The following is a 12,765-nucleotide window of genomic DNA, read 5'->3' on the forward strand; positions in this document are numbered from 1 at the left end:
CATGACAGTTGATTATCAACAACTAAACGGGATTGCCTTGGCTTATTTAGGCGATGCCGTTTACGAACCATTTATTAGACAGCATATGATTGAATTAGGCTATACCAAGCCGACCAAGCTGCACCACCATGCGACACATTACGTTTCAGCGAAAGCTCAAGCAGCGTTAATTGAACGGATGCAAGCTGAAGATGTCTTAACGGATACGGAAGTGGACGTTTTCAAGCGTGGTCGTAATGCAAAGAGTCATACGTCAGCCAAACATACCGATGTCTTGACCTATCGGATTTCAACGGGGTTTGAAGCAGTTTTTGGTTATTTACAATTGACGGATCAATCAGACCGGATTGCGGCACTCGCCCACTGGTGTATTGAACAAGTCGATGAAGGGAGGGTTTCTAATGTCAACTAATGAACGTCAAACACAAGCTAACGAAACGGAATCCGCTGATTTCGTGATTGGTCGTCATCCAGCGATGGCTGCCATTAAAAGCGATCAACAAATTAATAAGGTCTTTATTCAAAGTGGCCTCCAAGCCGATGTGTTAAATGATATTGCCAAAATTGCGAAGAAACGGCATTTAATCGTGCAATATGTGCCTAAACAAAAACTCGATCGTTTAACCAATGATGCCAACCATCAAGGGGTGGCTGTTGGGGTTGCAGCATTTGAATATGCCACAATCGATGAGTTATTTGCGGTGGCGAAAGCGAAAAATGAACCCCCGTTTTTCTTGATCTTAGATAATATTGAAGATCCGCATAACTTAGGGTCAATCATGCGGACCGCCGATGCCGCTGGTGCTCACGGGATTATCATTCCTAAGCGCCGCGCTGTTGGCTTAACGAGTACCGTCGCAAAAACGTCAACTGGTGCGATTGAACATGTCAAAGTGGCGCGAGTAACGAACCTGGTTCAAACAGTCAAACAACTACAAGAACAAGGGTTATGGATCTTTGGGACTGATATGAATGGGACTGACTATCGTCGTTGGGATGCGAGCGGGGCCGTCGGTTTAATTATCGGTAACGAGGGCAAAGGCATTTCACCATTGCTAAAGAAGAGCGTCGATGAAATGTTGACGATTCCGATGATTGGTCATGTGCAAAGTTTGAATGCTAGTGTGGCAGCCAGTCTTTTGATTTATCAAGGCTATACGTCACGGCATCCCCTCGGAAATTAATTATGAAACAACAACTACTGATTGTGGATGCATATAATATGATTGGTAACTGGCCAGAATTGAATCATCTCAAACAAACTGAACGGTTGCCGGAAGCCCGCGATGAGTTATTGGCAGCGCTCAGTGAATATAAAAAAATCACCGGCTTAAATATAACTGTGGTTTTTGATGCGATGTATGTGCCAGGCAATTCTAAAAGTTATCGGCAAGCTGATTTAGAGATCGTTTGGACGAGTAAAGATCAAACGGCGGATAGTTATATTGAAAAATTAGCGGGTGATAAACAGTCCCGCGTGTTACAAGTGACGGTGGCGACTAGTGATCAAGCCGAGCAATGGGTGATCTTTTCAGAAGGTGCCTTGCGGATTCCAGCATTAGAATTACGGAAACGTGTTAAAGAAGCCTTACAAGAAGTTCGGCATACAGCCATCAAGTCACAAGATTTGGGCTCGGTTCGCAAGTCACCTTGGAACGATCGCCAACTCTCAGAATTAGACCGGTTTCGACAACAGTTAGAGCAGTCAACTAAACCACGTCATAAATGATAACAACGGGCCAAAAGTTGTTTTTTAATAAAGCCAGTTAACAATTGAAATTTAAGAAATTAATAGTGTGATTTCCCTGTGAAAAGTAAAACGTACGTTCGCTTGTGTACAATTAAATGCCTCGGTATATTAAACTCACAGATGCGACTGGGGTGCGGTTTCTGTAATTTACACAGGGGGAGAGTTACATGGAGGAACACCAGTTAATTGATTTGGCGGCGCAAGGGGATAACCATAGTATTGGGTTATTAGCTGAACAATATGCGCCAGTCATGTTGAAGTTGCAAAGTGACTACTTTATTAAGAATTATGATCATGATGATTGGTCACAAGAAGCGTTGATTACGATTCATCGGGCTGCGCGCCGGTATGATGCGGCCCAATTGGGGACTTTTGGCACATTTTATCGGTTATTGCTTAGTCATCGCGTCATTGATTTGATTCGCCGATCGCGTGCGCATAAACGGCACCCGGAACGTGATTTATTATCGTTAGATGTTGAAACTGATGATGTGCTTGAAGCGTTATTGGTCACGCATCAACAGCCAGATACGACGGTGCATGTGCGTGAAGTCGTGGCGGCATTTCCGGCATCGTGTTCTGAGTTTGAAGCCCAAGTCTTTATGGAGTTAGTGGCTGGGTCAACGCCAGAACATATTGCCGTTAAGTTGGCAGTAGAAGTCGCCCCGGTGGTCAATGCGATTGATCGCTGTCGGCGTAAGTTACGACAACAGTTAGCAAGTTAGTGGGTTGATTGACATTCAAAAAATTCCATGATACTGTTAAACCTGATTAATGATGGAGGTCAGTATCGATGGCACAAAAGAAAGTTGCATTGGCATGTACGGTTTGTGGTTCACGAAACTACACGATTGATGCCAATCCGAATCGAACTCACCGCTTAGAAGTAAAGAAATTTTGTGAATTTTGTGGTCAACACACACTTCATCGTGAAACGCGGTAGGGGGATTTTAAATGCGATTAGTTAAATTTTTTGGTCAAGTAGGACAAGAAATGAAAAAAGTAACCTGGCCAACTTGGAAAGAAAATCGACGGGATTCTTGGACCGTTATTTCGGTATCCTTGTTCTTTACGGCTTTCTTTGCCTTGTTTGATTGGATTATCCAATTATTATTGAACATGTTAACCTCATGGCATTAATGGTCTTTTAACAAAAAATTTGTTATAATATGGTTATTGAAGAAAAACTTCGTCTCGGCGAGGTTTTTTTATTTTACTTAAAAACACTTCAAAGGAGTTTAATCATGGTCGAATCTGTTGAAAAAAAGTGGTATGTCTTACACACTTATGCTGGTTATGAAAATAAAGTTAGTTCCAACTTGGAATCACGGGCCCAATCAATGGGGATGGAAGATAACATCTTCCGCGTGGTCGTTCCCGAAGAAGAAGCACACGAAGTCAAAAATGGGAAAGATAAAGTTGAAATGAAGAAAGTCTTCCCTGGCTATGTGTTAGTTGAAATGGTCATGACCGACCAAGCTTGGTATATCGTCCGGAACACACCTGGCGTTACTGGGTTCTTAGGGTCACATGGTCAAGGGAGTAAGCCAACTCCACTTTTACCAGAAGAAGCCGAAAACATCTTACATCAATTAGGGATGAGTGCCCGGCATACTGAATTGAATGTTGAAGTTGGCGAACAAGTAACTATCATTGATGGTGCCTTTTCAGGGTTGACTGGTGAAGTCACTGAAATTGACAACGAAAAGATGAAGTTAAAAGTTAACATCAACATGTTCGGTCGCGAAACAAGTACCGAATTAGACTTTGACCAAGTTGATCAAATCCAATAATTTACAGTAAGCTGGTGGTCAACGGTGGCAGAAGTGATCTTAATCTTGCTGGCGGTCATCATTGTGGCGATCGTTAGCCGGATTACTTACAAGTTTATTCAATATGGGCGTCCGCAACATTTGCCCCAAGCCCCGTTACCTCAGACGGCTGATGATAGTGCCGTCACCTTATTTATCCCGGGGTATGCGGGTAATCGATTTTCATTTGGCGGTATGCTCCAACGGTTTGTGACCGGTGAGATTGCCAATAAGTCGTTAGTCGTTTTAATCGATCGGCATAATCATCCGCATGTGACGGGCCAGTTAGATAAGTATCGACCGATGGTACAATTGGTATTTGCGACGCCACGCGTTTCCGTGCGGCAACAAGCCCAAGGTGTCCTAGCGGTAGTCAAATACTTATTGGCACATGAGCATGTGCAGACGATGAATCTCGTGGCCCATTCAATGGGTGGTGTGGTGTTGTTTCAGTATTTAACGACGGCCGCGCGGCTCGTTAATTTACCTGAAGTACGCAAAGTCGTAACGATCGGCGCGCCATTTAACGATAGTGAAGTCGGGCAAAATACTTACCCGATTGAAAATCATCCGTTAACGGCAACCGGGCCGGCAAAAACCACGCCAGTGTACAATTACTTTTTGCGGACCTTACAACGGTTGCCCAATACGATCTCGTATTTGAATATTGCGGGTAATATTGGTGACGATGCGCAAAGCGATGGTGCTGTGGCCTTAAACAGCGCGTTATCATTACGTTTTTTATTACGGCCCGTCGTAGATCAGTACCAAGAATTCGTTGTGCATGGTAAAAATGCGCGGCATTCACGGCTCCATGAAAATTATGAAGTTGATCGGCAAATCGTCCAGTTTTTATATCCTGAGAAAACAAAAACGGTTGCCGATGAAAAATGAATATGATACAATAGCGTTTGTGCGTCACGTATGCACGTTTACGTGGGAGGAGCAAAAACTCAGCTCCATTTACCACATCACGGACTAAGGAGGAATGTCTCGTGGCTAAAAAAGTAGCTAACGTTGTTAAATTACAAATTCCTGCGGGCAAAGCAACACCTGCTCCACCAGTTGGCCCAGCATTAGGTCAAGCAGGTATCAATATCATGGGTTTCACAAAGGATTTCAATGCTCGTACCGCTGACCAAGCTGGTATGATCATCCCTGTTGTGATCACGGTTTATGAAGATCGTTCATTCGACTTTATTACCAAGACCCCACCTGCTGCCGTTCTTTTAAAGAAAGCTGCCGGTGTTGAACATGGTTCTGGTGAACCTAACACGAAGAAGGTTGCTACGGTAACCGAAGCGCAAGTTAAGGAAATCGCCGAAACTAAAATGCAAGATCTAAACGCAGCTGACGTAGAAGCAGCTATGCGCATGATCGAAGGTACTGCTCGGAGTATGGGATTCACCGTCGAAGGCTAATTCAGTACTGAGAGTATGTCGGACACTTCACTAAAATGAATGTGTCAAGTGGGAGGAAATCTCCGTTTGAACCACATTTGCAAGGAGGAAAACACTTAGATGGCAAAGAAAAGTAAACAATACCAAGAAGCCGCTAAGCTCGTTGATCGTGACAAAGCTTACGATGTAACCGAAGCGGTAGACTTGGTTAAAAAAATGGATTTCGCAAAATTTGATGCAACTGTTGAAGTTGCCTTCAAATTAAACGTTGATACAAAGCAAGCTGACCAACAACTTCGTGGTGCAGTTGTCTTACCTAACGGTACTGGTAAAGAACAAACAGTTATCGTTTTTGCTAAAGGCGACAAGGCTAAAGAAGCTGAAGCAGCTGGCGCTGACGTCGTTGGTGAAGCTGACTTAGTTAGCCGTATCCAAGACGGTTGGTTAGATTTCGACGTTGCAATCGCAACCCCAGACATGATGGCCCAAGTTGGTCGTTTAGGTCGGGTACTTGGACCTAAAGGTTTAATGCCTAACCCTAAGACTGGTACGGTTACGATGGACGTTGCTAAAGCGGTTAGCGATTCAAAAGCTGGTAAGGTGACTTACCGGACCGACCGTGATGGTAACGTGCACGTTCCTGTTGGCAAGGTATCATTTGATACTGACAAGTTAGTTGGCAACTTCAAGACAATTGAAGACGTCATCGTTAAAGCTCGTCCAGCCTCAGTACGTGGGACTTTCATCCAAAACTTAGTTGTAACTTCAACCTTCACTCCAGCAGTTCGGGTTGACTTAGCGACATTTTAAGGATTAAATTTTCTGAAAACAATTGACCCCTTGGTAGATCTGTGATAGATTACTAGAGGTTAAGTAATATCTCTACCTAAGACTCAGGCGGCTGAAAAGCCTTAATCTGATACCTGCCGAGGACATTGTTTTTTCTCTATGTCTTGGTGGACATAGGGATTTTTTTATAAATCCCTGAACCAAAATTCTGGGAGGTGAATCTGTTGAGTAAAGAAACTGTTGCTTTAAAAGCAAAAGAAGTTGAAGAAGTCACAGAACAATTGAAGAGCGCCGTATCTGCTATCGTTGTAGATTACCGTGGTTTAACAGTTGAACAAGTTACTGACTTACGTAAGCAATTACGTGAAGCTGGTGTTAAGATGCGCGTTATCAAGAACAAAATCATGGTGCGTGCAGCTGAAAAAGCTGGTTATGCTGACTTAAATGATGTTTTCTCTGGTCCTACTGCCGTTGCCTTCTCTGAAGAAGACCCAGTTGCACCAGCTAAGATTTTAGCTAACTTCGCAAAGACTGCCGATGCCCTACAATTAAAGGGTGGTATGATCGAAGGTAAAGTTGCAACGCTTGAAGAAGTTCAAGAATACGCTACGATGCCATCACGTGAAGAATTATTGGCTACTATCGCTAACATGTTACAAGCACCTGTTCGTAACGTGGCATACGCTGTTAAGGCGGTTGCTGAAAAGGGCGACGAAGACGCAGCTTAGGCTGACGTTGTGCGAAAATAAAAAAATTAATTTCACCTAAATGGAGGAACACAAAATGGCTTTTGATAAAGATAGTATTATTGCTTCATTAAAAGAAGCATCAATCTCAGATTTAAACGACTTAGTTAAGGCTATCGAAGAAGAATTCGATGTCTCAGCTTCAGCTCCAGTTGCTGTTGCTGGTGCTGCTGGTGCCGATGCTGGTGCTGCTAAGGACTCATACGATGTTGAATTAACTGAATCCGGTGACCAAAAGGTTAAAGCTATCAAGGCTGTCCGCGATATCACTGGTCTTGGCTTGAAAGACGCTAAGGGTCTTGTTGACAACGTACCTTCACTTGTTAAAGAAGGCGTTTCAGAAGACGAAGCTAACGACATCAAGGCTAAGCTTGAAGAAGTTGGTGGCGTTGTAACCCTTAAGTAGTCAAATACTTTTGGTAACTACATCAGCCCGCACAAACCATTGCAAAATGGCCTGTGCGGGCTTTTTTTATACATAAATTTTTGAATAGAAGTTGATACACGCTGGTGAAAAAATGGTACCAACTTGGTACAAAAAAATGGTACCAAGTAGAATAGACATTTTAGGCGTTTTTGTCTATTTTGTTATCGACTAGTAAAGTAGGCTGCATACCGTCAAACACATTCAGCGCGCCGCGCACATTTTCACGAGTATAGCTTTGAGTCATCTTAAGTGATGAGTGGCCAAGCCAGTGCATGACGTCAGTTTCAACTTGCCCACTGGTCATAGCCATGGTTGCAAAGTAGTGTCTGAAAACATGGGGATGAACGTGAATGCCGGTTTCTTTTTGTACTTTTTCAAGCAGTTTATTGGGATAAGCGGGGTAGACGGGCATACCCGTTTTGTCGTTGACCAGCAAGAAACTATCCTCCGTGATATGACGATTGACGCGTGCACAAATATTTTTGCTAGCCGTTATCATATACCTACATAATTTTTCCATTTCCCCACGGACGTAAATAGTTCGATAACTGCTTTCATTTTTAAGCGCACCGCCGTTAATTTCCCCACGAGTACGCCCAGTTGAAAAGGTGATTGCGCAAATGTCTTCACCGTTCCATTTATCGAATTTGAAAGAGCTGTATCGCAGTCCTACGAGTTCCTCACGCCGTTCACCTAAAGTTAGAAGTAAAATCATTCCGTATTTATAAGGTGAGAAAATTTCTTTGGCTTTTTTCATGATCGTATCAAAATCCTTTTCATTTAAAGAAACGTCAGCAGGTTGGGCACCACCGTCAATTGAAATACTACGAAGCTTGTTTTTGGGTATCACGTCATTTAGTTCCGCGTCATTCATGATGATCTGCATTAAAGAGTTAGTGGTTACTATTGTATTTTTGGCATAGCCTTTTTTTATCAAGCCATCAATAAAGTGCTGGTACGATTGCCGTGTAATATCGCTAAGCCGTTTCTTGCCAAAGATAGGGGATAAATGATTTTTCCAGTATGCTTCTTTTTGCAGCACTGTGTTTGGCCGCCATTTTCCAAGTTCAACGTTACGTTTTTTAATTTTCTGATAGTACGATTCTAAAGTCACATCACCCGTCAGTGACTCCGTTAGTTCGCCAGCACTTAACTTAGCCTCAAATTGCTTTAGTGATATATCAGCCTCACGCCAGTTAGTAAAGCCGGATTTAGACCAGTAAACTGTTTTGTGATCCGCGTTAGTATAGCCGCGGCGGATTCCGTATTTTTTACCCTTTTTGGTTTCATATTCAAATAATCCGGGGTGTTTCTTTAGTGCCTTCCAGCCTCGCATATAAATCATCCTTTCATGAACATGTGTTCTTTTTACAATTAAATCAAAGGCCCTTAGTAGCAGGGCCTCCACAATATCTTATTTACTGATACGGTCAACGATAATATCAGTTTTTAAATCCTTACCATTAAGCGTAACGGTGTTTTCTAGCACTGATCCGTACACGGTGATATGGTCGCCTTCATGAATTGGGGTGGCTTCCATAGTGTCAATATCAATTTCCGTTACGCTACCGTGTCCCTCAGAATATCCCGATGAAGAATACTTGTCTTTAGGGGCGATGACAACATAGTACATATTTTTGTCGTCCGGATTCTTTTGAATATACATAACCGTTCCGGATGTTTTAATCAATTTTGAATCATATTTATAAGGGTCTTCCGTGATAGACGAAAGGCTAACGTATTTGTAATTTAAGCCGGTTTGTTTTGTATCACTCTTTTTACTTGATTCCTTTTTAGCGCTGGCCTTTTTGGCCTTAGATTCAGATACTGATTTAGCCTTACTTGATGCGATTCTTTCACTAGAAGCTTTAGCCTTGCTGGAAGCAGCGGCTTTACTTGATGCTTTAGCCTCACTGGCAACTTTGGCCTTACTACTTGCTGTTTTGTTAGCGGCGCGTTTCTTAGAAGCCGATGCGGCTTTTTCACTTGAAACGGTACGTTGACTTGATGCTACTTTAGATTCAGATACCTTTTTAGCACTGGCACGTTTTTCCGATGCGAGTTTTTCTCTCTTTTCGGATGCAGCGTCCGCCTTATCTTGTTTATCCTGGGCCGCTTGTTGTGCTGGTGTCATGGTTGCACCGGTAGCAAAAGCAAGTACCGGTACAGCTATGAAGGATGCTAAGACAATCCAACCAGTTAGAAATTGCCAAAAGTGTTTATGAAGCACCTTTTTAATAATCCAAGCTATCGCAAAAACAAATAGTGCGATTATTGAAATCCCCGTTAGAAGCATAAATATATTTGAAACCATTCTAAAAATTCCTCCAAAATAAGTTAGTTAAAAAACAAATCGAAAAATTCTTGTGGCACCCCGTATGCCAACTGTAAATCTTTAAAGCTATCGGGACGTTCCCCATATTGTTCTTGATAAAGTGCGGTCAAGTCGCTGCACGCAAATGCGTTGGCCTGATACTCCATTTTATTTTGTAGCTGGTTACTTACCGTATATAGCGCTACACAATCCGTATGATCTAAGCCATGATCCAATTCGTGAGCCAGCACAGTATAGCGTGTTGGTAATTCTCTAATTTTGTCTGATAACGCGATATACACGTCACCCAGATAGCTAGTCGTACATAATCCCTGTAACTTACCTATATCAGCATATCGAACATGGTAGCCTAGTCCGCTTGCAATTTTAAAAGGGTCGAAAGTGCCAAATTGTTTGGCTAGCTGATGACTACGAAGGTAAGTCTTGTAACTCGTGTTGCCTTTCATAGAAACACCTACTTCTTACCCTCATTTTTCATCTTTTGTTTTTCTTCCCAGAAAATTCCCGTTATAAATGCCCGGACTTTTTGACGTGTTTCTTTGTCTAAGTCAATTCCTTGAAAACCCATCGGGATGTTTGACTGTAAATACTGATCCAAATCAATTTTATCTTTTTCAGACGCCCATGAAGGAACCGTATTAATATCTTCATATTTTCCAAGTAAATAGTCAGTTGAAACATTGAAAAAATTTGAAATGTTGATTATATCTTCATCCTTAATTGCTCTTGAGTCGGTTTCCCACATGCCAACGGTACTAGAACTCACATGTAATGCTTTAGCCAAAGCAACTTGGCTAAGATTTTTTGATTTTCTTAATTCAGCGATGCGTTGACCTTTTGTCACAATTATCACTCCTAGTATTTATTTCAATGATACTATCACTTAGAGTGAAAGTTAATTGTTTTTAGCTATTTTCACTCTAAGTGTTGACAATCACTCTTAGTGGTTGTATATTATTCACGTAGAGTGATGAAGGGAGGTAATGAAATGAATAATCTACAAAAGATACGTCATAGTAAAAATTTGACTCAGCAGGATGCTGCAAAAGCTATTGGTATCAGTTATTCAACCTTAACCAAAGTTGAAAATGGTTATCGTGGCGCATCTAAAGAAACCATGGAAAAGTTTTCAAATTTTTATGACAAATCAGTAGACTATCTTTTTTTCTCCAATTCAATCACGGAGAGTGAACGAAAAGAGGTCGCTAAGTGATTGCTATTAAGTTTTCAAAGAACGGAGGTGAAACAGTATGACTAATGAAAATATGATCCAATGCGTCCGAGTAGCAGCCATGAATCGTATTTGGGAACAGGTTCGCGAGTTAATGGTTAGCAATACAAAGCTTAATCACACTAGTGGGACATTACACGAACCGTTAGAAAAGTTTCCATCAATTGTTGATCGATTGGAAGGCGCGGGCGTTGTAGTAACTGGCGATGAAAATAATTATCGACTTGATTGGTCAAATCTCCATAACGCCTAATTTTATTATCGCGGTATTGCGATTCAATTTATAGGTGGGAAATTGAAAGGTGATTTTATGCAAGGTAAATTTCAACCGTCAGTTTCCGCATTTATCGGGCCGATGTTGTCAGACGCTATGAAGCACAACAATATTGGAACCCAAGAACTAGCGGAGCGATTGCACTTCACGCCGTCATATATTTCAAAGGTTAAGCGTGATAAGGCTAGGCTACAAGTTACCGCGGTGGTCGATTACTTAGAGGCGTTGCCAGAACAAAACCAGTTTTTCGCGATTGATGCGGCTAATAAACTGGTTGGCATAACCACGCCGGTTATTGATGGTGATCGGATCATGAAAGAGCCACTAGCAATGGCCGTCAAAACCATGCCAGAACTTTCGGAAGCGATGGCCGCAATTCAGGACTCACTTGATGAGTTAACGATCCCTAAAGAGGATTTACGGCCAGAAGATTTTGAAGATCCTACAAAGTTGGTTGGCGAATGTTTTGACGCGGTGCTTTATCTGCTTAACTTGATCGCTTATGTATGCCGAGGTTTTAATTTCTCAATGCAGGATGAGCTTAGCGAACGTATGCAGCTATGGGTGCGGAAAGACATTATAAAAAATAGAAGGGAGTGATAAGAATGATGCAAATGCAAAGTGAAATCACCGAGGAACAATTTGCTTCAATGGTTGCCGACAAGCTAGTTAATAAAGTCATGCCACAAATTGAAGAGTTGGTTAAGCATTATCACGAGTCCGATCAGGGACTGGATCAGAAAGCAGCGGCCAAAATGTTGGGATGTGATCGAACAACTTTCGTTAAGTATTACCTAAGTCAACCGGGGTTTCCGCATTACATGAAGAATAGTCAAATGATGTTTTCACGTAAGGCGATCGAAAAATGGTTACACGATAACCAAGTTTATGCGTAGGAGGTTTAACGATGATGGAACTACTACCAGTTTTAGCGGCATTAATTTATATCGACCACAAAGGTTGGGACGTCACAATAGCCAAGCTGTTTGGAGGAAATAATCTTGATGATTAGCAAAGTACCTGTGAGCGCGATTCATAGGTATAAAAAAAGCCTTGTAAGCACCGCAAATGCTCACAAGACCAATCAAAATCACTTAGCAGTAATTTCAAACTGTATTTATTTTATCCCTAGTAGGAAGCATTTACAAGGGAGGGGGCGTAAGAAATGGTAGGAAGCTTAAACGGTGCCCCGTTGCCACCAGAACCGCGCGTAGTGGCCCATGACTATCAAGGCCGGGATTTATACAGCGGCACAAAAGTATGGGAGTATGGCGGTAAATTCTATCTCTATGACGATGATGAAGCCTACAACGACCTGTTACTAGCTATCACCATTGAGAATGGCGCCAAGGACTTCATTGAGTCAATTATTGATGACTTTAGAAGTAGTGATAAACCTAGTTTTTATGCGCTGGATGGCGTGCTTAAGGACTATGACGCGATTGAGGAGGTAATTTAAATGATTAATGCAATTCTAAAAGATGAATTAAAAAGTGTTAACGAACGTGAGGACGAGGGCTTTCAGATTAACTCACTTCAAACTGCTGATTGGGCAATGCGTAAGTTGCAAGCAATTGATGAGCAAGACAAGGAAACCGCGGCCACGGCCCAAGCTGATTTAGACAAAACGATTGCATGGCGCGATCGCAAATTGACAGAAAACCAAGCTAGTCGGGAATACTTCCAAGGCTTGCTTAAAGATTACCTGTATCGCGAACGCAAGCATGATAAGAAATTTAAGATTGACACACCGCACGGTAAGGTAAGTACACGTAAGAATGCAGCTGGCCTTAATTACGATGATGTAACTGTAATTAAATCTCTTAAGAAACAAGGTGCTACCGATTTTATTCGGGTCAAAGAAGAGCTTGATAAGAAGAGTCTTAAGAAGCAAGGCCAGATCATCAACGGTAAGTTTGTTCTTGATGATGGTGAAGTCATTGATGGTGTCACTGAAAAGCCCGCTACTGAATCAGTTAGCTTTAAGTTTTAGGAGGGGCAA

Annotated in this window: 22 protein-coding genes and 1 other annotated feature; of the genes, 18 read left to right on the top strand and 4 right to left on the bottom strand. The window is 42.1% G+C overall.

Annotation, left to right across the window (positions count from 1 at the left end):
* Position 1 precedes the first annotated feature (1 nt).
* The 12 genes from FFM75_RS02770 to rplL all read left to right on the top strand — a co-directional run bounded on the left by FFM75_RS02770 (position 2) and on the right by rplL (position 6,902).
* A complete protein-coding gene (locus FFM75_RS02770) occupies positions 2-412 on the top strand; it encodes a Mini-ribonuclease 3 (protein WP_137627677.1) in 411 nt (136 codons plus the stop codon).
* The gene (gene rlmB, locus FFM75_RS02775; RefSeq protein ID WP_137627678.1) at positions 402-1,184 is read left to right on the top strand and encodes a 23S rRNA (guanosine(2251)-2'-O)-methyltransferase RlmB; all 783 of its coding nucleotides are present in this window, start codon (positions 402-404) and stop codon (positions 1,182-1,184) included. The genes FFM75_RS02770 and rlmB overlap by 11 nt, the downstream gene beginning before the upstream one ends.
* Before the next feature lie 2 nt (positions 1,185-1,186).
* Positions 1,187-1,729: an NYN domain-containing protein gene (locus FFM75_RS02780; RefSeq protein WP_137627679.1), complete on the top strand. Its 543-nt coding sequence runs from the start codon at positions 1,187-1,189 to the stop codon at positions 1,727-1,729.
* A 188-nt stretch (positions 1,730-1,917) separates the two neighbouring features.
* Complete coding sequence (locus tag FFM75_RS02785) at positions 1,918-2,475, top strand: sigma-70 family RNA polymerase sigma factor (RefSeq protein ID WP_137627680.1); 558 nt, start codon at positions 1,918-1,920, stop codon at positions 2,473-2,475.
* Between the two features lie 68 nt (positions 2,476-2,543).
* Positions 2,544-2,693, top strand: a complete 150-nt coding sequence (gene rpmG / locus FFM75_RS02790; protein WP_137627681.1) for a 50S ribosomal protein L33 — start codon at positions 2,544-2,546, stop codon at positions 2,691-2,693.
* 11 nt (positions 2,694-2,704) lie between these two features.
* A complete protein-coding gene (gene secE / locus FFM75_RS02795; protein WP_137627682.1) occupies positions 2,705-2,890 on the top strand; it encodes a preprotein translocase subunit SecE in 186 nt (61 codons plus the stop codon).
* A gap of 104 nt (positions 2,891-2,994) precedes the next feature.
* Complete coding sequence (gene nusG / locus FFM75_RS02800) at positions 2,995-3,543, top strand: transcription termination/antitermination protein NusG (RefSeq protein ID WP_137627683.1); 549 nt, start codon at positions 2,995-2,997, stop codon at positions 3,541-3,543.
* 24 nt (positions 3,544-3,567) lie between these two features.
* Positions 3,568-4,455, top strand: a complete 888-nt coding sequence (locus FFM75_RS02805; protein ID WP_137627684.1) for an alpha/beta hydrolase — start codon at positions 3,568-3,570, stop codon at positions 4,453-4,455.
* 101 nt (positions 4,456-4,556) lie between these two features.
* On the top strand, positions 4,557-4,982 hold the full coding sequence (rplK, locus tag FFM75_RS02810; protein WP_137627685.1) for a 50S ribosomal protein L11: 426 nt from the start codon (positions 4,557-4,559) through the stop codon (positions 4,980-4,982).
* 99 nt (positions 4,983-5,081) lie between these two features.
* The gene (gene rplA, locus FFM75_RS02815) at positions 5,082-5,771 is read left to right on the top strand and encodes a 50S ribosomal protein L1 (RefSeq protein WP_137627686.1); all 690 of its coding nucleotides are present in this window, start codon (positions 5,082-5,084) and stop codon (positions 5,769-5,771) included.
* A 57-nt stretch (positions 5,772-5,828) separates the two neighbouring features.
* Positions 5,829-5,945 (top strand) — a sequence feature (ribosomal protein L10 leader region).
* Positions 5,946-5,974: 29 nt separating this feature from the next.
* Positions 5,975-6,478, top strand: a complete 504-nt coding sequence (gene rplJ / locus FFM75_RS02820) for a 50S ribosomal protein L10 (RefSeq protein WP_137627687.1) — start codon at positions 5,975-5,977, stop codon at positions 6,476-6,478.
* Between the two features lie 55 nt (positions 6,479-6,533).
* On the top strand, positions 6,534-6,902 hold the full coding sequence (gene rplL / locus FFM75_RS02825; RefSeq protein ID WP_137627688.1) for a 50S ribosomal protein L7/L12: 369 nt from the start codon (positions 6,534-6,536) through the stop codon (positions 6,900-6,902).
* A gap of 160 nt (positions 6,903-7,062) precedes the next feature.
* Here rplL and FFM75_RS02830 read toward each other — a convergent pair whose 3' ends face one another.
* The 4 genes from FFM75_RS02830 to FFM75_RS02845 form a co-directional block, all read right to left on the bottom strand.
* Positions 7,063-8,259 carry a tyrosine-type recombinase/integrase gene (locus FFM75_RS02830; protein WP_137627689.1) on the bottom strand — a complete coding sequence of 399 codons (1,197 nt, stop codon included), beginning with the start codon at positions 8,257-8,259 and terminating at the stop codon, positions 7,063-7,065.
* A gap of 78 nt (positions 8,260-8,337) precedes the next feature.
* A complete protein-coding gene (locus tag FFM75_RS02835) occupies positions 8,338-9,237 on the bottom strand; it encodes a hypothetical protein (protein ID WP_137627690.1) in 900 nt (299 codons plus the stop codon).
* Positions 9,238-9,260: 23 nt separating this feature from the next.
* A complete protein-coding gene (locus tag FFM75_RS02840; RefSeq protein ID WP_137627691.1) occupies positions 9,261-9,704 on the bottom strand; it encodes an ImmA/IrrE family metallo-endopeptidase in 444 nt (147 codons plus the stop codon).
* 8 nt (positions 9,705-9,712) lie between these two features.
* Entirely contained in the window at positions 9,713-10,102 is a 390-nt protein-coding gene (locus FFM75_RS02845) for a helix-turn-helix domain-containing protein (RefSeq protein ID WP_223876594.1), read from the bottom strand.
* A gap of 144 nt (positions 10,103-10,246) precedes the next feature.
* Between FFM75_RS02845 and FFM75_RS02850 the strand changes: the two genes are divergently transcribed.
* The 6 genes from FFM75_RS02850 to FFM75_RS02875 all read left to right on the top strand — a co-directional run bounded on the left by FFM75_RS02850 (position 10,247) and on the right by FFM75_RS02875 (position 12,756).
* A complete protein-coding gene (locus FFM75_RS02850) occupies positions 10,247-10,471 on the top strand; it encodes a helix-turn-helix domain-containing protein (RefSeq protein WP_137627692.1) in 225 nt (74 codons plus the stop codon).
* A gap of 37 nt (positions 10,472-10,508) precedes the next feature.
* Complete coding sequence (locus tag FFM75_RS02855) at positions 10,509-10,742, top strand: hypothetical protein (protein WP_137627693.1); 234 nt, start codon at positions 10,509-10,511, stop codon at positions 10,740-10,742.
* Between the two features lie 42 nt (positions 10,743-10,784).
* Positions 10,785-11,363 carry a helix-turn-helix domain-containing protein gene (locus FFM75_RS02860; RefSeq protein WP_223876595.1) on the top strand — a complete coding sequence of 193 codons (579 nt, stop codon included), beginning with the start codon at positions 10,785-10,787 and terminating at the stop codon, positions 11,361-11,363.
* Positions 11,364-11,368: 5 nt separating this feature from the next.
* A complete protein-coding gene (locus tag FFM75_RS02865) occupies positions 11,369-11,659 on the top strand; it encodes a helix-turn-helix domain-containing protein (RefSeq protein WP_137627694.1) in 291 nt (96 codons plus the stop codon).
* Between the two features lie 269 nt (positions 11,660-11,928).
* A complete protein-coding gene (locus FFM75_RS02870) occupies positions 11,929-12,222 on the top strand; it encodes a hypothetical protein (protein ID WP_137627695.1) in 294 nt (97 codons plus the stop codon).
* Positions 12,223-12,756, top strand: a complete 534-nt coding sequence (locus FFM75_RS02875) for a host-nuclease inhibitor Gam family protein (protein ID WP_137627696.1) — start codon at positions 12,223-12,225, stop codon at positions 12,754-12,756.
* The last annotated feature ends 9 nt before the right edge of the window (positions 12,757-12,765 follow it).

The sequence above is a fragment of the Lactiplantibacillus daowaiensis genome (genome assembly GCF_005405085.1).
GTDB classification, from domain to species: Bacteria; Bacillota; Bacilli; order Lactobacillales; family Lactobacillaceae; genus Lactiplantibacillus; species Lactiplantibacillus daowaiensis.

Coding starts and splice junctions, on each gene's coding strand:
- FFM75_RS02770 (WP_137627677.1), top strand. CDS start 2: ATGACAGTTGATTATCAACAACTAAACGGGATTGCCTTGGCTTATTTA.
- rlmB (WP_137627678.1), top strand. CDS start 402: ATGTCAACTAATGAACGTCAAACACAAGCTAACGAAACGGAATCCGCT.
- FFM75_RS02780 (WP_137627679.1), top strand. CDS start 1,187: ATGAAACAACAACTACTGATTGTGGATGCATATAATATGATTGGTAAC.
- FFM75_RS02785 (WP_137627680.1), top strand. CDS start 1,918: ATGGAGGAACACCAGTTAATTGATTTGGCGGCGCAAGGGGATAACCAT.
- rpmG (WP_137627681.1), top strand. CDS start 2,544: ATGGCACAAAAGAAAGTTGCATTGGCATGTACGGTTTGTGGTTCACGA.
- secE (WP_137627682.1), top strand. CDS start 2,705: ATGCGATTAGTTAAATTTTTTGGTCAAGTAGGACAAGAAATGAAAAAA.
- nusG (WP_137627683.1), top strand. CDS start 2,995: ATGGTCGAATCTGTTGAAAAAAAGTGGTATGTCTTACACACTTATGCT.
- rplA (WP_137627686.1), top strand. CDS start 5,082: ATGGCAAAGAAAAGTAAACAATACCAAGAAGCCGCTAAGCTCGTTGAT.
- rplL (WP_137627688.1), top strand. CDS start 6,534: ATGGCTTTTGATAAAGATAGTATTATTGCTTCATTAAAAGAAGCATCA.
- FFM75_RS02830 (WP_137627689.1), bottom strand. CDS start 8,259: ATGCGAGGCTGGAAGGCACTAAAGAAACACCCCGGATTATTTGAATAT.
- FFM75_RS02835 (WP_137627690.1), bottom strand. CDS start 9,237: ATGGTTTCAAATATATTTATGCTTCTAACGGGGATTTCAATAATCGCA.
- FFM75_RS02840 (WP_137627691.1), bottom strand. CDS start 9,704: ATGAAAGGCAACACGAGTTACAAGACTTACCTTCGTAGTCATCAGCTA.
- FFM75_RS02850 (WP_137627692.1), top strand. CDS start 10,247: ATGAATAATCTACAAAAGATACGTCATAGTAAAAATTTGACTCAGCAG.
- FFM75_RS02855 (WP_137627693.1), top strand. CDS start 10,509: ATGACTAATGAAAATATGATCCAATGCGTCCGAGTAGCAGCCATGAAT.
- FFM75_RS02865 (WP_137627694.1), top strand. CDS start 11,369: ATGATGCAAATGCAAAGTGAAATCACCGAGGAACAATTTGCTTCAATG.
- FFM75_RS02870 (WP_137627695.1), top strand. CDS start 11,929: ATGGTAGGAAGCTTAAACGGTGCCCCGTTGCCACCAGAACCGCGCGTA.
- FFM75_RS02875 (WP_137627696.1), top strand. CDS start 12,223: ATGATTAATGCAATTCTAAAAGATGAATTAAAAAGTGTTAACGAACGT.